At 69.2% G+C, this 20,115-nt stretch carries 18 protein-coding genes; 4 read left to right on the forward strand and 14 right to left on the reverse strand.

Annotated elements, in window-relative coordinates; translation table 11 throughout:
* Positions 1–106: 106 nt before the first annotated feature.
* Positions 107–517 carry a hypothetical protein gene (locus MQH10_RS05245; RefSeq protein WP_242563015.1) on the reverse strand — a complete coding sequence of 137 codons (411 nt, stop codon included), beginning with the start codon at positions 515–517 and terminating at the stop codon, positions 107–109.
* A 341-nt stretch (positions 518–858) separates the two neighbouring features.
* Here MQH10_RS05245 and MQH10_RS05250 point away from each other — a divergent pair, with 341 nt between their 5' ends.
* The gene (locus MQH10_RS05250) at positions 859–1,923 is read left to right on the forward strand and encodes a carbohydrate porin (RefSeq protein WP_242563016.1); all 1,065 of its coding nucleotides are present in this window, start codon (positions 859–861) and stop codon (positions 1,921–1,923) included.
* Here MQH10_RS05250 and MQH10_RS05255 read toward each other — a convergent pair.
* The 7 genes from MQH10_RS05255 to MQH10_RS05285 form a co-directional block, all read right to left on the reverse strand.
* Positions 1,920–4,109 (reverse strand): xanthine dehydrogenase family protein molybdopterin-binding subunit, encoded by a 2,190-nt coding sequence (locus MQH10_RS05255; RefSeq protein ID WP_242563017.1) that lies wholly within the window; start codon positions 4,107–4,109, stop codon positions 1,920–1,922. The two genes, MQH10_RS05250 and MQH10_RS05255, sit on opposite strands and share 4 nt — an antisense overlap.
* A gap of 2 nt (positions 4,110–4,111) precedes the next feature.
* Positions 4,112–4,579, reverse strand: coding sequence for a (2Fe-2S)-binding protein (locus tag MQH10_RS05260; protein WP_242563018.1), 468 nt, complete (start codon positions 4,577–4,579; stop codon positions 4,112–4,114).
* A gap of 48 nt (positions 4,580–4,627) precedes the next feature.
* The gene (locus MQH10_RS05265; RefSeq protein WP_242563019.1) at positions 4,628–5,944 is read right to left on the reverse strand and encodes a CitMHS family transporter; all 1,317 of its coding nucleotides are present in this window, start codon (positions 5,942–5,944) and stop codon (positions 4,628–4,630) included.
* 204 nt (positions 5,945–6,148) lie between these two features.
* Complete coding sequence (locus MQH10_RS05270) at positions 6,149–6,841, reverse strand: TPM domain-containing protein (protein WP_242563020.1); 693 nt, start codon at positions 6,839–6,841, stop codon at positions 6,149–6,151.
* A gap of 1 nt (position 6,842) precedes the next feature.
* Positions 6,843–7,634 (reverse strand): TPM domain-containing protein, encoded by a 792-nt coding sequence (locus tag MQH10_RS05275; protein WP_242563021.1) that lies wholly within the window; start codon positions 7,632–7,634, stop codon positions 6,843–6,845.
* Positions 7,631–8,272, reverse strand: coding sequence for a LemA family protein (locus tag MQH10_RS05280; RefSeq protein WP_242563022.1), 642 nt, complete (start codon positions 8,270–8,272; stop codon positions 7,631–7,633). Before MQH10_RS05280 ends, MQH10_RS05275 begins: the two co-directional genes overlap by 4 nt.
* Before the next feature lie 258 nt (positions 8,273–8,530).
* Positions 8,531–10,192 carry a M28 family peptidase gene (locus MQH10_RS05285; RefSeq protein ID WP_242563023.1) on the reverse strand — a complete coding sequence of 554 codons (1,662 nt, stop codon included), beginning with the start codon at positions 10,190–10,192 and terminating at the stop codon, positions 8,531–8,533.
* 131 nt (positions 10,193–10,323) lie between these two features.
* Here MQH10_RS05285 and MQH10_RS05290 point away from each other — a divergent pair, with 131 nt between their 5' ends.
* Both MQH10_RS05290 and fabF read left to right on the forward strand, forming a co-directional pair.
* Entirely contained in the window at positions 10,324–10,755 is a 432-nt protein-coding gene (locus MQH10_RS05290; RefSeq protein WP_242563024.1) for a MarR family winged helix-turn-helix transcriptional regulator, read from the forward strand.
* 5 nt (positions 10,756–10,760) lie between these two features.
* Positions 10,761–12,029: a beta-ketoacyl-ACP synthase II gene (gene fabF / locus MQH10_RS05295; RefSeq protein ID WP_242563025.1), complete on the forward strand. Its 1,269-nt coding sequence runs from the start codon at positions 10,761–10,763 to the stop codon at positions 12,027–12,029.
* A gap of 7 nt (positions 12,030–12,036) precedes the next feature.
* On the opposite strand, the gene MQH10_RS05300 is transcribed toward fabF, so the two are convergent.
* Positions 12,037–12,636 carry a 2-hydroxychromene-2-carboxylate isomerase gene (locus MQH10_RS05300; protein ID WP_242563026.1) on the reverse strand — a complete coding sequence of 200 codons (600 nt, stop codon included), beginning with the start codon at positions 12,634–12,636 and terminating at the stop codon, positions 12,037–12,039.
* Between the two features lie 14 nt (positions 12,637–12,650).
* On the reverse strand, positions 12,651–13,391 hold the full coding sequence (locus MQH10_RS05305; RefSeq protein WP_242563027.1) for an SDR family NAD(P)-dependent oxidoreductase: 741 nt from the start codon (positions 13,389–13,391) through the stop codon (positions 12,651–12,653).
* A gap of 95 nt (positions 13,392–13,486) precedes the next feature.
* Here MQH10_RS05305 and MQH10_RS05310 point away from each other — a divergent pair, with 95 nt between their 5' ends.
* Entirely contained in the window at positions 13,487–13,939 is a 453-nt protein-coding gene (locus MQH10_RS05310; RefSeq protein WP_242563028.1) for a winged helix-turn-helix transcriptional regulator, read from the forward strand.
* Between the two features lie 173 nt (positions 13,940–14,112).
* Here the strand turns inward: MQH10_RS05310 and MQH10_RS05315 are convergent, their stop codons facing one another.
* The 4 genes from MQH10_RS05315 to MQH10_RS05330 all read right to left on the reverse strand — a co-directional run bounded on the left by MQH10_RS05315 (position 14,113) and on the right by MQH10_RS05330 (position 20,045).
* On the reverse strand, positions 14,113–15,972 hold the full coding sequence (locus MQH10_RS05315; RefSeq protein WP_242563029.1) for an ABC transporter ATP-binding protein: 1,860 nt from the start codon (positions 15,970–15,972) through the stop codon (positions 14,113–14,115).
* Positions 15,969–17,858, reverse strand: a complete 1,890-nt coding sequence (locus MQH10_RS05320) for an ABC transporter ATP-binding protein (RefSeq protein ID WP_242563030.1) — start codon at positions 17,856–17,858, stop codon at positions 15,969–15,971. Before MQH10_RS05320 ends, MQH10_RS05315 begins: the two co-directional genes overlap by 4 nt.
* Before the next feature lie 79 nt (positions 17,859–17,937).
* Entirely contained in the window at positions 17,938–18,708 is a 771-nt protein-coding gene (locus MQH10_RS05325) for a DUF1365 domain-containing protein (RefSeq protein WP_242563031.1), read from the reverse strand.
* Positions 18,705–20,045 carry an NAD(P)/FAD-dependent oxidoreductase gene (locus tag MQH10_RS05330; RefSeq protein WP_242563032.1) on the reverse strand — a complete coding sequence of 447 codons (1,341 nt, stop codon included), beginning with the start codon at positions 20,043–20,045 and terminating at the stop codon, positions 18,705–18,707. Before MQH10_RS05330 ends, MQH10_RS05325 begins: the two co-directional genes overlap by 4 nt.
* Positions 20,046–20,115 lie beyond the last annotated feature (70 nt).

Consider the following 20,115-nt stretch of genomic DNA (forward strand, 5'->3'; position numbering starts at 1 on the left):
GTCCTCCTCGATACAGCCGAGCAGAGAGGCGTCACCGGCCTTAAGGAAGTCCGAACGATGTTTGTCCAGCGCGGATTGGCCGCGGCCTATTCCGGCGCCATGGCGCCTAATTTGGGCGCCTGACGCAGGCCGGCGCGCCGCCGGCCGGGCTGCTCATGCAGACCTGCACGCTTTCGGACGGCTGCACCACCCAGGCGGTCTGCACATGATAATAGGCGCAGCGCGCGCCGCGATCGCGCAGGACCGGGGCCACACGGGCGGGTTCGACCGCCAGGGTCTGGCCGTCGGGGCCGACATGCTCAACCGACAGTTCACCCAGCTTCACCGACGGAACCGGTCCCAGCCGGCACACCGCGCCCTCGACCCGGGCGCCTGCGGCGTTTTGGGCCACCTCGGGGGCGAACAGGGTCAGGCCCTGATGTCCCGCCACGGCGCCGGAGCGCGAGGGCAGCGCCCAGGCGTGGGACGCGGCGACGGTCGCGACAGCGGCGAGACTAAGTGCGGCAAGGGTTTTCATGGTCTTGGCCCAGTTTGATCCAATACCCCCTGCCGGGAGCAATCGGCGGGCCAAACCACCCGTCAGACGCCAGCATAGCTCAATCTGAGTATAGCGAAAGGGGTTCGAAGTTAAGACGTGATTCACGTCCCCCACACTTGATTTTAAGTTTCCCGCTGCAAGATGCCTCAACAACAAAAGACCAGAACATCTGGTGGGGCAAAACTATAATGAGCTGGGAAAATCCAGCGCGACCGCGAAGACTTCGCGGAGCACGAACCCTTGCGTCCGCCTGCATCGCGACAGTGATCGCAGGCGGATTTTCTCAGGCTCATGCTGAAGACGCGCCTACGTCAGCCCTGGTGCTGGCGCTCGACTACAAGCTTGATCTGATCGACGCGGCCCGTGGCGGCGCCGACACCGGCGCGCGTCACCTGGACGCCCTGACCTTCTCGGCCGATCTCGATCTGGATCGCGCCATCGGATGGCGCGGGGCCAGCGCGCATATCGACGTGCTGAACACCAGCGGCGCGGCGCCTAACGACCTGTCGGCCAGCCTGCAGGGCGTCGACAATATAGAGGTCGGCTCCCGGCGCCTGCGCCTCTACCAGGCCTGGATGGAGCAGAGCTTCGCGGGCGACCGCGCCGCCCTGCGGCTCGGCCTCTATGACGTCAGCGGCGAGTTCGGCGTGGCCGATTCCGCCGGCCTGCTTCTCGGACCCGCCTTCGGGATGAATCCGGAGCTGGCGGGCTCGGGCCCCTCGGGCGCAGCGGCCTATCCCTCCACGGCGCTCGGCGCCCGGATCGTCTGGCGGCCGACCGAGACCAGCTATCTGCAGGCCGCCGTGGTCAACGCCCAGGTCGGCGTGCCCGGCGAACCCGGCGGGGTGGACACGGGCTTCGACCAGGGCGAACTGGTCATCGCCGAGGCCGGCTGGACCGGTCATGGCAAGCTCGCCCTGGGCGCCTGGGCCTACAGCCAGCGCATGGACGACCAGCGGGCGGTGGACGCAACCGGCGCGCCCTTGCGGCGGCGCCCGCACGGCGCCTTCGCGGTCATCGAGCAGCCCGTCACCGCCACGACCACCGCCTTCCTGAAGGGCGGCCTGTCCGAGGGCGACACCCAGCCGCTGAAGGCGACCTGGCAGGCGGGTCTGCAGGTCCAGCCTCTGTTCGCCTCGCGTCCGGATTCGGCGCTGGCCTTCGGGATCAGCCGGGTGCGCCTGGCCAAGAGCTATCGCGCCAACGCCGCGGACGCCGGTCTGGACCTCGACCGCGCCGAGACCCTGGTGGAGCTCAGCTATTCCGATCAGCTGTCGCCGAAGATTCGGCTGCAGCCCGACCTGCAATATATCCGCCGCCCCGGCGGCGACCGCGCCGTGAAGGACGCGGTGGTCGCGGGGCTTAGGATGGAAGTCGCCTTCTAGGCCGACTTCAGCAAGCCGGTGTCGATCGGCAGGCGGCGGATCCGCTTGCCGGTCGCCGCGAAGATCGCATTGGTCAGGGCCGGCAGCACCGGCGGCAGGGCGGGCTCGCCCAGGCCAGTCGGCGGATGGTCGGTGATCAGGAACTCCACCGCCACCGGCGGGGCGTCGGCCATGCGCAGCAGCGGGTAGCTGTCGAAATTCGACTGAACCGCCCGGCCGGCCTCGATGGTCACCGCCTGGCCCAGCGCCGCGGACAGGCCGTCGAGCACGGCGCCCTGCACCTGGTTCATGGCCCCGGACGGATTGACGATCTGGCGGCCCACATCGGCGACCACCCAGACCTTGTCGACCTTGACCGACCCGTCGGCCGCGACCGAGGCGGCCACGACCTCCGCGAAATAGCCCAGGTGGCTGAAATAGCAGGCCACGCCCATGCCCTGCCCCTTGGGCAGGGTCTTGCCCCAGCCCGAGGTCTCGCGCACCCGCTTGAGCACGCCGCGCATGCGGCCGGCGTCATAGGCGTCCTTGCCCAACGTGCCCACCAGCCCCTGGTCGCCCAGGAGCTTGAGCTGGAAGTCGATGGGGTCCTGCCCCGCCGCATGGGCCAGTTCGTCGATGAACGACTGCATCACGAAGGCCAGCGCATTGGAGCCCGGCGCCCGCAGGGGGCCGGTCGGCACGCCCGAGGGTACCAGCGACAGGTCGTAGCGATAGTTGGGCACGAACCGGGCCGGGAACTCCCAGGCCGCCATGCGTGCGCTGCGGGCCGGCTGGCCCGTGGCGTCGCCTAGGGTCACGAAGTGGTTGCGCCAGGCGGTGACATTGCCCGCCGCATCCAGGCCGGCGGTGAAATTGTGCCAGCCCGCCGGGCGATAGAAGTCGTGCCGGAAGTCGTCCTCCCGCGTCCACAGAAGCTTGACCGGCGCGCCCGCCTCCCGCGCGATCCAAGCGGCCTCGACCATGTAGTCGTTGGACAGCCGGCGCCCGAAGCCGCCCCCGCAGCGGATCATGTGGATGGCGATGTTCTCGGGCGCGATGCCCAGGGTCTTGGCCACCAGCTGCCGGCCCGGCTCGGGGTTCTGGGTCGGCGCCCAGATCTCCAGCTTGCCGTCCTTGAACTGGGCCGTGCAGTTCTGCGGCTCCAGCGAGGCGTGGGCGATGAAGGGATAGGCGTAGGAGGCGCTCACCGTCTTGGCGGCCGCCTTCAGCGCGGCCTCGACATCGCCGTCCTGGCGCTCGGTGCGCTGCGGCGCGCCGGCGGCGAAGGCCGCGGCGGCGGCCTCATAGGCCTCCGTCGACTGCTTGCCGGTCGGATGATCCGCCCACTGAATATTCAGCTTCTCGCGACCCTTGCGGGCCTGCCACCAGCTGTCGGCCACCACCGCCACACCGGGCAGCAGGCCGTCGAGTTCGGCGCCGCCCTTGACCACGAAGGCCTTGCGAACCCCCTTCACCCCTTGCGCGGCGGCGAGGTCGGCGCTCGCCACCCCGGCCCCGAACACAGGCGCCTTCTCGAAGGTCGCATAGAGCATGCCCGGCACATGCACATCGATGCCGAACAGCGGCTTGCCGGTGACGATGGCCGGCGTGTCGACCTGGGCGTGGGGCGTGCCGATGATGCGATAGGTCTTGGGGTCCTTGAGCGTCAGGCTCTTCAGGTCCGGCGCCGGCAGGGTCGCGGCCTTGGCGGCGAGCGAGCCGTAGCTCGCCTTGCGGCCCGAGGCCTTGTGGAACACCACGCCGGAGGCCGTCGTGCAGGTCGCGGGCTCCACGCCCCAGCCTTGAGCCGCCGCGGCCACCAGCATGGCCCGTCCCGCCGCGCCCACCTGGCGCAGCTGGTCCCAGTGCAGCGGCGTGGCCGCGCTGCCGCCGGCGAACTGGCGGCCATAGGTGGCGGGGTCGCCATCGGCCTGCTGGGTGCGAACCTGGGCCCAGTCGACGTCCAGCTCCTCGGCGATCATCATCGGCAGGGAGGTCTTCACCCCCTGGCCGATCTCCGGGTTCTTGGAGACGATGGTGACGATCCCGTCCGGGGCGATGGTCACATAGGCGTTGAGCTTGGCGCCCGCCTGGCCGTCGGCCCCGGCCTTGCCGGCGAGACTGAAGGACAGCATCAGACCGCCGGCCGCCGCGCCCGTGCGCAGAACATCCCGCCGCGAGGCGTTCTCAAGGAAACCGTCGGCCATGGTCAGACCTCTTCCTTCTGGCCGGAGGCGCGTTTGATGGCCGCCCGGATGCGGGTGTAGGTGGCGCAGCGACAGATGTTGCCGCTCATGGCCGCGTCGATGTCGGCGTCGGTGGGCTTGGGCGTCTGGTTGAGCAGGGCCGTGGCCGACATGATCTGGCCCGGCTGGCAATAGCCGCACTGGGCGACATCCAGGTCCGACCAGGCGGCCTGGACCTTCTTGCCCGTCGCCGTCGTCCCGATGCTCTCGATCGTCGTCACCTGGGCCGGGCCGACCATCTCGACGGGGAAGGAGCAGGAGCGCACCGGCGTTCCGTCCACATGCACGGTGCAGGCGCCGCACTGGCCGATCCCGCAGCCGTATTTGGGACCCAGGATTCCCAGGCCGTCGCGCAGGGCCCAGAGCAGGGGCGTGCCGGGCTCGACATCGACCTCGCGCACCCGTCCGTCCACATGGATCTTGTAGCTCATCGCGCGGCCTCCCTGGCGGTCGCCAAAGTCTAGCGCCGCCGCGGCCGCCTAGCCAGTGATCGGGACCACGCCGGTGACGATGGCGGCGGCCAGCAAGACCAGGCTGAGCGCGATCCCCCAGGGCAGGGTGAACCTCTGGTGCTGGGCGAGCTCCACCCGCACCAGGCCGACCAGCAGATAGGTCGAGGGCACCAGGGGCGAGAGCAGGTGCACCGCCTGGCTGGTCAGGGCGGCGCGGGCCATCTCCACCGGCGCCACCCCGTACTTGGCCGCCGCCTCCGACAAGACCGGCAGCACCCCGAAGAAGAAGGCGTCATTGGAGACGAAGAAGGTGAAGGGCATGGACAGCAGCGCCGTCACCGGGGCGAGGTGCGGGCCCAACTGGGTCGGGATCGCCCGGACCACCGCATCGGCCAGGGCCTCGGTCATGCCCGTGCCCTTGAGGATGCCGGTGAAGATCCCGGCCGCGAAGATCAGAGCGATCACCGGCAGGATGTTCGGCGCATGGGCCGCGATCCGCGCCTTCTGGGCCTCCACCGACGGATAGTTCAGCGTGAGCGCCAGGGCCGCGGCGATGATGAACAGGGCGGGCAGCGGCAGAAGCCCGAGGACCAGGGCGGTGAGCAGGGCGAGCGTCAGGGCGAGATTGGCGAGGATCAGCTTCGGCCGCTCGGTGAGGTCATTGCCCCGCACCAGGTCCTCGGCCAGGTCCGCGTCGGCGGGGACGTGCAGCGCGCCGTCCACCGACAGGGCCATCAGCCGCCGCCGCTCGCTGCGTCCCAGCAGGGCCGCGACCGCCACGATGAAGACCGCGCCCGCCGCCATGGCCGGCAGCATGGAGGTGAAGATCTCGCCAGCATCCAGGTGGAGCGCGCTGGCCGCCCGCGCCGTGGGACCGCCCCAGGGGGTGATGTTGGTCACCCCGCAGGCCAGCATCAGCAGGCAGGCCAGCACCAGGGGATTGAGCCCGATCCGCCGGTAGAGCGGCAGCATGGCCGTGCAGCAGATCAGATAGGTGGTCGAGCCGTCGCCATCGAGGCTGACCAGCAGGGCCAGGATCGCCGAGCCCACCGTGATCCGCACCGGATCGCCATGGGCGACCCGCACCACCAGCCGCACCAGGGGGTCGAACAGGCCCGCGTCGGTCATCACGCCGAAATAGAGGATGGCGAAGGCCAGCATCACCCCGGTGGGCGCGAGCGTCTTGATCCCGTCGAGCATCATGGGCCCGAGGTCGACCCCATGCCCCGCCATCAGCCCGAACGCCACGGGCGTCAGGGTGAGCGCCACCAGGGCGGAGACCCGCCCGCTCATGATCAGGGTCATGAAGGTCGCCACCATGGCGAAGGCGAGCGTTGCGAGCATGGCGGTCCCCCGGGAGGCGGGGACTTTGGCCTGCTGTGGTCGATAGGATCAAGGCCGATAGCCCTCTCCCCGTCGACGGGGAGAGGGTTGGGTGAGGGGCGCGCGGCGAAGCGGCGCGTCTTCCGGCGAATCCGTTCAGCGGCAAGTCAGGAAGAGCCCTTCACCTAACCTCTCCCCACGATATGGGGAGAGGAAATGGCCGCCTCAGGGCAGGACCACGATCCCGTCGGGCAGTTCGTTGGGGTTGTCGTTTTCGTCGGCCGGGAAATGCTCGGCGAGGATGTCGCCGCAATGGGCTATGGCCTTCTCGAAGCCCTCGGCCGGCTTGCCCGCCTTCACGCCGGCGACCAGCAGAGCCATGGCCGCGTCCCAGGCCTTGGCGTCGACCTTGGTCGAGATGCCTTCGTCGGCGATCAGCTCCGCCATGCGCTCCTTGGCGGAGACATAGATCAGCACCCCCGTCCGCTCCCGCGTCGCGGTCATGTTCTTGGCCAGGAACTGTTCGCGGGCGCGGCGGCGCACCCGCTCGCGCTTCAGGCTGCGCGGCGTGAACAGTCGCCTCACCGGCGGGATGGAGACCAGGATCGCCACCCCGATGAAAAGGGCGCCCTGCAGCAGGATCGCCCCGCCCAGGGCCGCGCGGGCCGCGGCCTCCGCCGCCGCCCCGATCTGGGAGGCGGTCCAGCCGTCGGCGAACAGGTCGGGCACGGTCACATGCACCCCGGCCAGCAGCAGCACCGCAGGCGCCGCGAGCGCGGCGATCGCCGCCCAGGCCACCGGCACTTCGCGGTAATCGGAGGATTCCCCGGCCACCACGCAATAGATCTCGCCGCGGGTCTTGAGTTCGGCCGCGGCGACCGCCGCCTCGACCCGGGCCCGATCCTGATCCGTCAGCATCTCACCAACCTCCCGAGGAGCCGCCGCCCCCGAAGGAGCCGCCGCCGCCGCTGAACCCACCGCCGCCGCCGAAGCCGCCACCGCCGCCCCAGCCGTCACGATCGCGACCCCCGCCGCCCATGAACAGGAAGGGCAGCCACCACAGCCCGCCGCCGCCGCCGCGCCGTCCGCGCAACAGCGAGCTCACCACCCAGATGATGATGAACAGGATCACGACGCCCGGGATGTGGGTCCCCTGGGTGCGGATCCGGGCCTCTTGCGGCGGCGCCTGGGCGATCGCCTTGGCCTGGTCTTCCGGCAGGCCGAGCTGGGCGATGATCGCCTCGGCGCCGTCGACCACGCCCTGTTCCATGTGCCCCGCCCGGAACTGGGGCAGGATCTTCTCCTGGATGATCACGCTGGAGAGCGCGTCGGTCAGCACGGGCTCCAGCCCGTAGCCGACCTCGACCCGCACCTTCCGCTCGGCCGGGGCGACCAGCAGGATCACCCCGTCGTTCTGAGCCTTGGAGCCGATGCCCCAGGCCCGCCCGAGCTGATAGCCGTAGTCCTCGATCTCATAGCCCTGCAGGCTGGGCACCGTGGCGACCACCAGCTGGTGGCCGGTCTGGGTCTCCAGCTGGGCCAGCTCGCCGGTCAGCCGGTCGGTGGCCTCGGGCGACAAGAGGTGCGCCTCATCGACCACGCGGCCGGTGAGGGCTGGGAACTTCGGCGCCGCGAGCGCCGATCCGGCCAGGGCCAGGAAGCCCAGGACCGCGAGGACGAGCGGTCCCCGCGATCCCTTGAACGTGATCATTGGGCCTTCGGCATCGAGGCCGCCGCGGCGCCAGGCGTCGGCGCGAAGCTGACGCTGGGCGCCGTCTGGGCCTGGGCCGTCGCCGTGAACATCTCCATGGGCTTGGAGTCCTTGTGGAACCCGGCCCAGAACGAGTTCGGGAAGGTCTTGAACTCGAGATTATAGTCGCGGACCGCCTCGTTATAGTCGCGGCGCGCGATGGCGATGCGGTTCTCGGTGCCTTCCAGCTGCGACTGCAGGGCCATGAAGTTCTCGTTCGACTTCAGGTCCGGATAGCGCTCCTGGATCATCATCAGCCGGCCGAGCACGCCCGACAGCTTGTCCTGGGCGGCCGCATATTGCTGGAACTTGGCCGGGTCGGTCAGGGTGGAGGCGTCGACCTTGACCTGGGTCGCCGAGGCGCGGGCCTCGGTCACCTCGACCAGCACGCTCTTTTCCTGGGCCGCATAGCCCTTCACGGTCTCGACCAGATTGGGGATCAGGTCCGAGCGGCGTTGATACTGGTTCTGCACCTCGGCCCACTGGGCCTTGGCGCGCTCTTCCTTGGTCGGGATGTTGTTGATCCCACAGCCGGCGATCAGGACGGGGGCCAGCACGATCAGGGCCACGCGCGCCAGGCGATTGCGAAGGGTCGACAAATTCAGAGCTCCTCGAGAGCGAAAACCAAGATCAGACCTTGGCCGCGGATATTTGGCCCCGGCATTGATCCGGCGCAACGGGGGACGGATGAAGCTTCGGTAACTCATTTTCGCTCCGCCCCCTCTGGGGGAGGGGAACCGCGAAGCGGTGGAGGGGGCCAGACCGAAGGGCTGGTTTGGATCGAACTGCCGGTTCCGGCCAATGGCCGGCCCCCTCAGGCCCTTCGGGCCAGCTCCCCCAGCGGGGGAGCAGCGAACTTATCTACGCTCTGCCGCCGTCGCGTCGCGAACCGGCTTGAACTCCGACCCCGCCTTCCATTGCGGCCAGATCCGGCTCGTGGCGATCTCTTTGCCCATCACATAGAGCAGGTCGACGTCCTGGGCCGCGCCGGTCAGGTCCCAGTCGGGCCGCCAGGCGTCGCAGGCCTTATGGTAGCAGTTGGCGGTGAAGGCGTTGACCCAGGCCTCGCCGGCCGGGCGACCGCCCTTCACCAGGTCCGGTCCGCCGCCCAGCCCCATCAGCAGCAGCACTGGCACCCCGTGCTTGGCCAGCGGGAAGTGGTCGGCGCGATAGAATAGGCCGCGCTCCGGGTGGGCGTCGGGCGTGACCGTGCGGTCCTGGCCGGCCGCGGCCTTGGCCAGCATCTCGTCCAGCTGGTTCTGGCCATAGCCGATCAGCACCACGTCATGCGACGGCCCCGCGGTCTGCAGGGTGTCCATGGTGAAGTTGGCCGCCATCTTCGGCAGGGAGACGGTCGGGTGCAGACCATAGAGCTCCGAGCCCAAAAGGCCGCGCTCCTCCGCCGTCCAGGCCGCATAGACCGTGGTGCGGTCCGTCGGGCCCAGCGCCTTGAAGGCGCGGGCCAGTTCCAGCACCCCGGCGATCCCGGTGCCGTCGTCGGCCGCGCCGCGGCGGATCCTGTCGCCGGTCGCATCCGGCGCCCCGATCCCGAAGGCGTCCCAGTGGGCGGAGAACATCACGCTCTCGTCCGGGTGGCCCTTGCCGGGCAGCTTGCCGACGATGTTGTAGCTCATCACCTGATCGTGGGCGAGGCCGAAGTCGGCCGAGAAGGTCACGCCGTCCAGCGGCACGGGCTTGAAGGCCGCCGTGCGCGCCTGGACCTTCAGGGTCTCAAGATCCAGCCCCGCCTTGGCCAGCAGAGCCGCGCCGGCTTCGCGGGTGACCCAGGCCTGCAGCTGCACCTTCTCCTTGGCCGGATCGGCGCGGACGATGTCGAAGCCCTCGCCGCCGGGGGCGGTGACGGTCGACCAGCCATAGCCGGCGCCGGGCGTCTCATGGATGATCAGGGCGGCGACGGCGCCGCGCCGGGCGGCCTCCTCGAACTTGTAGATCCAGCGGCCGTAATAGGTCATGGCCTGGCCGCCGAACTTGCCGGCCACGGGCTCGCCGGCCTTGGCCTCAAAGTCCGGGTCGTTGATCAGGATGACCGCGACCTTGCCTTTCAGGTCGACGCCCTTGAAGTCGTCCCATCCGCGCTCCGGCGCGGTGACGCCATAGCCCACGAACACCAGGGGCGCGTCCTTGATCGCCACCCGGTCCTTGGGCTGGAGGCTGATCGCATAGAGCTCCTGGACCTGGGCGAGCGGCGTGCTCGCGCCCTTGGCCGCATAGCTGAAGGTCGCGCCGGACTGGATCTGGGTATGCAGCAAGGGCACGTCCTGGACGAAGGTCCCCTTGTCCCCGGCCGGCTGCAGGCCCACGGCCTTGAACTGGCCGATCAGATAGTCGACCGTCTTCGCCTCGCCCGCCGACCCCGGCGAGCGGCCCTCGAAGGCGTCGGATGCAAGCGTCTTGATCACCGCGTCCATCCGGGCGGGATCGGCGATCTTGGTCTGGGCGAAGGCCGGCAGGGCGGCGGCCTGGGCCAGCAGCACGAGGGCGAGGGGGATGGAACGCATGACCGGACTCCGCACGTCAAAAGCGGGTCGACCCTAGGGCCGCGCCCCCCGGCGGGGAAGCCCGACGCGCGAAACAGTGGATGCGGCGGCTCTATAGCTGTATATGCATGTTTATGCCCTTGCCGTCGGACATGAGCCGCCTGTGCTTCGGTCACCGCAGCCGGATGACCGCGCGGGCGGTGACGCGGGCCTTCAACGCCCGCCTTCGGCCGCTGAATCTGCAGATCACCCAGTACATCCTGCTCGGCGTCCTGGCCCAGGGCCAGGACCTGTCGATCGCCGCCCTGGCCGACCAGCTCGATCTCGAACCCTCGGCCCTGTCGCGAAATCTGCGCCTGCTGCAGGGCCGCGGCCTGATCGAGATCGCCGGCGGCCGCGGGCCCAAGGGCCTGCGCCAGACGGTCACCCCGGCCGGCCTCGCGCTTTTGGAGGCGGGCGTTCCCATATGGAATGCTATCCAGGCCGACCTGTCCCGCGCGCTTGAGGGTCAGGCCGATGCGGTTCGCGCCGCCCTGACCAAGCTTGAAGCCGCCGCCCTGTCCCTCGACCAACCCCGGAGTTGAACCCCATGCGCCGCATCGTTGTCACGGGCCTCGGCGTCGTCTCGCCGCTCGGCTGCGGAACCGAGACCGCCTGGTCCCGCCTGGTCGCCGGCCGATCGGGTCTGGTCGCCCTGCCCCCCGAGATGGCGCCGGACGTCCCCGCCCAGGTCGCCGGCCGCGTGCCGGACCTCGCCTCCGATCCGCAAGCCGGCTTCGACCTCGATGCGGCGGTCACCCCCAAAGACCAGAAGAAGATGGACCGGTTCATCCAGTTCGCCCTGGCCGCCTCCGACGAGGCCATCGCCCAGGCCGGCTGGGCGCCCGAGAGCGAAGAGGCCAAGGGCCGCACCGCCACCATCATCGCCACCGGCATCGGCGGCTTTCCGGCCATCGCCGAGGCGGTGCGGATCACCGATTCCCGCGGGGTGCGGCGGCTGTCGCCCTTCACCGTACCCTCGTTCCTGGCCAATTTGGCCGCCGGCTGGGTCTCGATCCGCCATGGCTTCAAGGGTCCGCTCGGCGCGCCGGTCACCGCCTGCGCGGCCGGGGTCCAGGCGATCGGCGACGCCGCCCGGCTGATCCGCGCCGGCGAGGCCGATATCGCCATCTGCGGCGGGGCGGAATCCACCATCGACCGGGTCAGCCTGGGCGCCTTCGCCGCGGCGCGGGCCCTCTCATCCGACTTCAACGCCACCCCGACCAAGGCCTCGCGCCCCTTCGACACCGCCCGCGACGGCTTCGTCATGGGCGAGGGCGCCGGCATATTGGTGATCGAGAGCCTGGAGCACGCCCTGGCCCGCGGCGCGACGCCCATCGCCGAACTGGTCGGCTATGGCACCAGCGCCGACGCCTATCACCTGACTGCCGGGCCTGAGGACGGCGACGGCGCGGCGCGGGCCATGCGCATCGCCCTGGCCCAGGCCGGAATCCAGCCGGCGGAGGTCGGCCACCTCAACGCCCACGCCACCTCGACCCCGGTCGGCGACCTCGGCGAACTGGCGGCCATCCGCGCGGTGTTCGGCACGGGACACGGCCCGGCCATCAGCTCCACCAAGTCGGCCACCGGCCACCTGCTGGGCGCCGCCGGCGGACTGGAAGCCGTGTTCTCGGTCCTGGCCCTGCGCGACCAGGTGATCCCGCCGACCCTGAACCTGGAAAACCCCGACCCGGCCGCGGAAGGCCTGGACCTGGTGGCGCTCACCGCCCGCAAGGCGGAGCTCGACTACGTGCTCTCCAACGGCTTCGGCTTCGGCGGGGTGAACGCCTGCGTGCTGTTCAAGCGGTGGGTTCCCTGACCCTGGGTCAGGCCAGCTCTTCCTCGACCTGACCCAGCCGGTCCTTGCCGAAGAACATCTCGTCGCCGACGAAGAAGGTCGGGATGCCGAAGGCGCCGCGGGCCGCGGCGGCCTCAGTATTGGCCATCAGCTCGGCCTTCACCTCGCCGTCCTGGGTCGCCTCGAGGATCGCCTTGGCGTCGAGGCCGGCGGCGGTCAGCACCTCGGCCACGACCGCCGGATCGTCCATCTTCCGGCCGTCCTCCCACATCGCTTTGAGCACGGCGGCGCGATAGGGCTCGGCCACGCCCTGCCGACCGGCGGCGACCAGGCCGCGCATGATCAGGAGCGTGTTGACCGGAAAATGCGGATTGAAGCGATAGGCGGAAAGCCCGTGCTTCTTCACGAACCGCTCGGTCTCCTTGGCCTCATAGGCGAGCTTGCCCTTCACCGGGCCGAAGGCGACCATCGGCGGCTGGTTGTCGGTGAGCTTGAAGAGGCCGCCCAGCAGGACGGGGATGTAGTTCACGGTCGCGCCCGTGCGGGCCGCGATCCCCGGCAGCACCTTGTCGCTCAGATAGGCGTTCGGGCTGCCGAAATCGAAGATGAAGTCGATGGTTTTGGTCATGTCGGTGTCTCCCCTCACCAGGTTTCCGACCAGGGACGCAGGTCGAGTTCGTGCGTCCAGGCCGAGCGCGGCTGCTGGTGCAGCCAGACATAGTTGGCGGCGATCTCCTCGGGCTTGAGGATCACGTCGCGGGCCAAGAGGTCCTCGACATCGGTGCGGTTCGACCGGGTGAAGACCCCGTCGATCGCGCCGTCGACCACCACATGGGCCACATGGATCCCCTTGGGCCCCATCTCGCGGGCCAGGCTCTGGGCCATGATGCGCAGGCCCGCCTTGGCCGCGGCGAAGGCCGAGAAGCCCTCGCGGCCGCGCATCGAGGCCGTGGCCCCGGTGAACAGGATCGAGCCCCGGCCCCGCGGCCCCATCACGCGGGCCGCCTCACGGCCGGTCAGGAAACCGGCGAAACAAGCCATCTCCCAGACCTTGGTGAACACCCGCGAGGTGGTCTCGACGATGCCGAAGCGGACATTCGCGCCGATGTTGAAGACCACCACCTCCAGCGGGCCGATCTCGGCCTCGATCTGGTCGAACAGGGCGACCATCTCGCCCTCCTCGCGGGCGTCGACGCCCTTGGCGTGGGCGACGCCGCCAGCGGCGCGGATGTCGGCGGCCAGCGCCTCCAGCTGATCCAGATTGCGCGCGCGCCGGGTGATCACCACCGGATGGCCCGCGGCCGCGAAGGCCTTGGCGATCGCCCCGCCGACCCCGTCGCCAGCGCCCACCACCAGACAGACGCCCTTGCTCTCGCCAGCCATAGCCTCACCATTCAGTTTATTTTCTGGACTGACTATGGTATTGAATCTGGACCCGGTCAATGGAAGATCAGGGCTCAGGATTTCGGAGCGCGACGATGAAGTGGGACGACCTGGCCGACCAGCCCTGCTCCGTCGCCCGCACCGTGGCGGTGATCGGCGACCGCTGGACCCTGATGATCCTGCGCGACTGCTTCTTAGGCATCCGCCGGTTCGAGGACTTCCAGGCCCGGCTGGGCATCTCGCGCACCATCACCGCCGAGCGCCTGAAGGCCCTGGTCGACGAGGGGGTGCTGAAAAAGGTCCCCTATCAGGACCGCCCCCTGCGCCACGAATACCGCCTGACCGACAAGGGCCTCGACCTCTATCCGGTGATGATGGCCGTGGTGAACTTCGGCGACCGCCACTACGCCGGCGAGGCCGGCCCGCCCCTGCTCCACCGCCACAGGACCTGCGGCTGCGACTTCCAGCCGGTCATAACCTGCTCGGCCTGCCATGAGCCCCTGGCCGCGCGGGAAGTGGAGACTCGGGCGGGGCCTGGGGCGGTTTGACCTTTTGAATCCTTCTCCCCTTGCGGGAGAAGGTGGCGGCGAAGCCGACGGATGAGGGGTTTTGTTCCGCCATCCGCGTCTGGCGACAGCCCATTCGGCAAGGCCTGATCGACCCCTCATCCGACCTCCTTCGGAGGCCACCTTCTCCCGCAAGGGGAGAAGGGAGACGCTTGCTAAGTCCGCGTCGCGAACTCCGCGTCGCCCGTCACCGCCACCACCTGGTCGTCGAAGCTGGCGTGGGCGCTCGTATAGAGGTGCGAATAGAGCCCGCCGGTCGCCATCAGCTCGTCATGGCTGCCCTGCTCCAGGATGCGGCCCTGCTGCAGCACAACGATGCGATCGGCGTCGCGGATGGTCGCCAGCCGGTGGGCGATGACCATGCATGTGCGGCCGGCGAACAGCACCTTCAGCGCCTTCTGGATCGCCTGTTCCGTGAAGCTGTCGATATTGGCCGTGGCCTCGTCGAGGATCAGGATCTGCGGGTCGGCGACCAGGGCGCGGGCGAAGCTGATCAGCTGGCGCTGGCCCATGGAGAGGTTGCGCCCCCTCTGGCCCAGCGGCGTGTCATAGCCCTCAGGCAGGCGCATGATGAAGTCGTGGGCCGAGACCGACTTGGCCGCCTCGATGATCCGCTCCAGGCTGGCGCCGGTGTTGTAGCGGATGTTCTCCTCGATGGTGCCGGTGAACAGGAACGGCTCCTGCAGCACCATGCCGATGGTCTTGCCGAGGCTGTCGAGCGTCACGTCGCGGACGTCATGGCCGCCGACCAGCACCTGGCCCTGATCGACCTCATAGAAGCGGTGGGTCAGAGCGATGATCGAGGTCTTGCCCGATCCCGTCGGCCCCACCAAGGCCACGACCTCCTTGGGCCGCACAGTCAGGCTGATGTCGTGAAGGATCGGCCGCTTGGGATCATAGCCGAAGGTCACGTTCTTGAATTCGACCGTGGCGGCTGCATCCTTCAGGGGAATGGCGTCGGGCTTGTCGGTGATGGTCACCGGCACGTCCAGCACCTCGAAGATCCGATGCCCGGCGGCCATGGCCCGCTGCATGATCGTGTACTGCATCGAGAGCATGCGCACCGGCTCGAAGAACCTGTTCACATAGAGGATGAAGGTCACCATGACCCCCACCTCCAGCTTGCCGCCCAGCACCGCCTCGCCGCCCACCACCACGACCACCGCCATGGCGAAGCCGGTCAGAACGTCGACCGTCGGCACCATGATCTGGGTCATCCAGCTGGCGCCGTTCTGGGCCTTGAAGTTCTCGAAGGCCTTGTCCTTGTAGAGCTCGAAATTCATCGCCTCGCGGCGGCTTTCCTGCACCGTCCGCACGCCGTTGATGTTCTCGGCGAGCGCCGAATTGGCGGTCGAGGAGGCGTCGCGCGCCACTCGGAAGCTGGTCTTGGAATAGGGCAGCCAGACCGCCCGGATGGCGATCAGGGCCGGCAGCACGGTCAGGGTCAAGAGGCCCAGCTTCAGGTCGGTGATCAGCAGCACCACGGTGATGCCGACCAGGGTGACCATGTCGCCCAGGGCCCCGTTCATGTTCTCCAGGAATTCCTGCAGGGCGTTCACGTCGCCCTGCAGGCGCGACATGATCCGCCCCACATGGGTCTTGTCCATGAAGGACAGGGACACGTCCTGGAAGTGGGCGAACATCGAGCGGCGGACGTCGAAGATCACTCGTTGCGCCAGGCGCGAGGACAGCCATTCGCCGACGAAGAAGGCCACCGCATAGGCCGCCGCCACGCCCGCGAAGATCATCAGGGTGCGGTCGAGGCCGCTGGCGTCGTGGCCCACGGCGCGGTTCACCGCCGCCCCGGTCAAGCGCGGGATCGCCACTTGGCAGGCGGCCGAGATCAGCACCGCCGTCTGGGCGGTGAAGATCGCCCGCTTGTGTGGCGCGAGATAGCCCAGGAAGCGGCGGGCGACGCCCACATCGAAGGTGCCGAAGATGTCGTCGCCCTCGGAGCTGCCGAGCGAGGCGCGCGGCGTCTTGCGGCGGGCGGGCTCGTTCACGGTCTCGGTCATGCCCCGGCCTCCTCGCTTGCGGGAACCAGGACATCGTCGTCGATCACGGCCTCCGCGTCCGATCGGGTCTGCAGCTCATAGAGGTCGGCATAGGTCCCGCCAGCCGCCACCAGCTCGGCGTGGGTCCCGCGCTCGACGATGCGGCCCTCGTCCAGCACCAGGATCTGGTCGGCGTGCATCAGGGACGACAGCCGATGCGCGATGATGATGGTGGCCTTGGTGCGGGTGGCCTCGCTGAGCGCGTCGCGCACCCGCCGCTCGGTCACAGCGTCGATGGCGGCGGTCGAGTCGTCGAAGATCATCACGCCGGGCCCCGGCACCACGCCGCGGGCGATGCTCATCCGCTGGCGCTGGCCGCCGGACAGGGCCACGCCGCGCTCGCCCACCCGGGTCTCATAGGTCTCGGGCAGGCCCGCGATATGGTCGTGGATCTGGGCGACCTTGGCGGCGCCGACAATGCGCTCTTCCTCCGCCCACGGATCGGCATAGGCGACGTTGTGGCCGATGGAGCTATCGAACAGGAACGCCTCCTGCTGGACCAGCCCGACATATTCCCGCAGCGAGGCGAGCGTCACATCGCGGATGTCGACCCCGTCGATGCTGATCCGCCCGCCGGTCACGTCGTAGAAGCGCGGGATCAGGTTGGCGAGGGTCGACTTGCCGGAGCCGGGCGGGCCCACGACGCCCAGGGTCTGGCCGGGCCCCACCTCGAACTCCAGGTCGGTCAGCACCGTCTTGCCGCCCGGCCCATAGGCGAAGTCGACATGCTCGAACCTCAGCACGCCCTTCGTCGGCTTCAGAGGCTGGGCCCCCGGCCGGTCGGCGATCTCGGGCTCCAGGTCCAGGACCTCGAACAGCCGCGCCCCGGACGACGTCGCCCGCGCCGCCGAGTTGAAGATCATGGCGATCTGGCGGATCGGCGACTGCAGCAGGGTCATATAGGTCAGGTAGGCGGTCAGCGTGCCGACGCTCATGGTCCCGGCCGCGACCTTGTGGCCCCCGAACCAGAGCACGCCGGCCATGGAGGCGTTGAAAGTCACCTGCATCACCGACACCGCGCGGAAGCGCAGGGTGATCCGGTCGTAAGAATAGGCGAGCGCCCGCATCGAGGCCTCGTCGAACTTGGTCATCTCGAAGACCTTGCCGGCGAAGGCGCGGACCACGCGGATGCCCTGGAGGTTCTCCTCCATGGTCAGCGTCAGGGCCGCCATCAGCTCCTGGAACCGGAGCCAGGTGACCCGCAGCAGGAACCCCATCCGCGCCAGGGCCCCGGCCGCGAAGGGCACGAAGGCCAGGCCGATCAGGCCCAAGGTCAGGTCGATGCGCAGCATCTCATAGGCCGCGAAGCCGAGCAGCAGCACCAGGGTCAGGACCGGCATCAGCCCGCCCTGAATGAACACCCGCGCGCCCTCCAGATCGAGCATGCCCCGGGTGATCAGGTCGCCGGAATGGATCTTGTCGTGGAAGCCGAAGGACAGCTTCTGCAGGTGCTGGAAGAACTGCAGCCGCAGGTCATAGCCGACCCTCTGGCTGACATATTCGCCCAGATAGCCCGACAGCATGGTCATGACCCCGCGCACGATGGTGGCGGCGATCACCAGGCCCGCGGTGAACCAGAGCGCCTTGCGCGCGGCGCCGGCCTGGGCGCCGCCCTGGACCAGCAGGTGGTGGGCCTGGTCGACCGCGTGGCCGAGCAGGCGCGGCAGGGCCAGGCTGGCCAGAGCCGAGCCCAGGGAGGTCAGCATGGCGAGCGACAGAAGCCATGGATAATTCATGGCCAGGCGCACGATCCGGGGCAAAACCTTGGGCGCGAGGCGCGGATCGACCTTGGCCTCAATAGAGACAGCCGCCGCCCCATCCCGACCCGGTGGGCGGGAATCACTCATTTCAAATGTCCATCGCTTGGTATGGACCAATCTTGAGGCGCCGGATGAGCGCACGCCAGAGATGTTTTGACGACGGCGCTCAGAAATGTCCGGCCGCGCCGACCGTCACCGGCCGCACAGGCGCCTTGGGCCGGGGGCGAAGCCGCTCGCCCTTCAGCCAGATCTTCAGCGCCTCCCAGTGGATCGCCGCCATGACGCCCAGCGTCATCAGCGGATGCGACGCCCAGGCCCGCCAGATCGCCCGGTCGGTCAGCTCGACGCGCTCGCCCGCGAAGGCGGCGTTCAGCACCGGGCCCTCGGCGTCGGAGACATCGACCGCCACGGCGACGCGCTCGCCCGGCGGGGTGATGCGAAAGCCATAGGCGAGGTCCATGTCCATGAAGGGCGAGACATAGAAGCCCTTGTCGATCCCCTGGCGGATCACGCCCGGCCCCTCGACCGGGATCAGATAGGAATGGCGGTCGCCGAAGGTGTTGTTCACCTCATAGAGCACGGCGCTCAGCGCCCCGTCCGCCCGATGGCAGAAATAGACGCTCAAGGGGTTGAACACCCCGCCCAGAATGCGGGGCATGCACAGCAGCCGCACCGGTCCGCCCCCCTCGATCCCGGCCTCGGCCAGATGGCGGGCCACCTCGGCCTTGAGGTCGCCGGTCCCTGACAGGTGGTCTTTCTGGGCGAAGCTGGTCAGGGCGAAGCGCTCGGTCCGGAACAGCTTCAGCCGCCCGAGCGTCTCGATCTCGTCGAGATCGATCAGCAGCATGAAGATGCGGTAGCGCAGGCGGTGCGGCCGGGGCTTCAGCCGCCCGTGGGTGACGATCCCCGGATAAAGGCCGGAGACGAGATCGCTCACGCCGCCTGCTCCGCCTCGCCCGCGTCGAGCGGGGTCAGGTGGATTCGGCTCGACTCGCCCTCCACCGTCCAGGGCCGACGCACGCCGCTCAGGGCCTCGGCCACGGCCAGGCCCGACTGCAGGGCGTCCTCGTGGAAGCCGTGTCCGAAATAGGAGCCGCAGAACCAGGTCCGCCGCGCGCCCTGCAGGGACCACAGCCGCCGCTGGGCGTCGATCGCGCCGGCGTCGAACAGCGGGTGGTCATAGACGTCTGTATGGATCACCGCCTCGGGCGCGATCTCCTTGGTCGGATTGAGGGTGACGAACAGGTCCGGCGCGTCCTTCAGGCTCTGCAGCTCGGTCATCCAATAGGTGACGCAGCCCTCGGCGGGATTGGCGCGGCTGCCGATATGGTTCCAGGCGGTCCAGGCCTGGCGGCGCTTGGGCATCAGCCGGGGATCGGTGTGCAGGACCGCGTGGTTGCGGCTGTAGCGGAAGGCCGACAGCAGGCCGCGCTCCTGCGGGGCGGCGTCCTCCAGCAGGGCCAGAGCCTGGTCGCCATGGGTGGCGATCACCACCTCGTCGAAGCGCTCCACATGGCCCTGGGCGTCGCGCAGGGTCACGCCCTCGGCGTCTCGCCGGATCCCGACGATGCGGGCGTTGGTGCGGACCTCGCCCGCGAAGGCCGCCTTCAGGGGCGCCACATAGGACCGGCTGCCGCCGGCCACCGTGCGCCACAGGCCGCGGCCGAACACGGTCATCATGCCGTGGTTCTGGAAGAAGCGGATCAGGGAGGCGGCGGGATAGGCGCGGATGTCGGCGAGCGGCGTCGACCAGATGGCGGCGGCCTGGGGGATCAGGTGGTCATCGCGGAAGGCGGGGCCATATCCCTTGCGCGCGATATAGTCGTCCAGGCTGGTCAGCGGCTCTTCCAGGCCCGGCAGGTCCTGCGGCCCGGTGCGGTAGAAGTGGGTGATGTCGCGCAGCATCCGCCAGAACCGGGCCCGGAACAGGTTGCGCTTCTGGGCGAAGATGGCGTTGGAGGAATATTCGAAGGCCCCGTCGTCGAGGCTGACGCTCAGGGCCATGTCGGCGGGAATCGAGGCCACGCCCAGGTGCGCCAGCAGGGCGGTGAAATTCGGATAGTTGGCCTCGTTGAAGACGATGAAGCCGGTGTCGACTGGCACCGGACCCTTGGCGCCAGGCGCTTCCACCGTATTGGCGTGGCCGCCGATCCGGCCGTCGGCCTCGAACAGGGTCACGTCGCAGGCGCCGCCCAGCAGCCAGGCGCAGGACAGCCCGGCTATGCCGCCGCCCACGACGGCGATGCGGGGACGGGCGGGGGCGGTTCGGGTCATGACGGGGGGTTCTCTAGCTCACCGGACCAGGCTGTCCGGAATGCTCAAGTTACGAACGCGCGAAACGGCC

The organism is Phenylobacterium aquaticum, from assembly GCF_022695515.1.
Taxonomy (GTDB): Bacteria; Pseudomonadota; Alphaproteobacteria; order Caulobacterales; family Caulobacteraceae; genus Phenylobacterium; species Phenylobacterium aquaticum.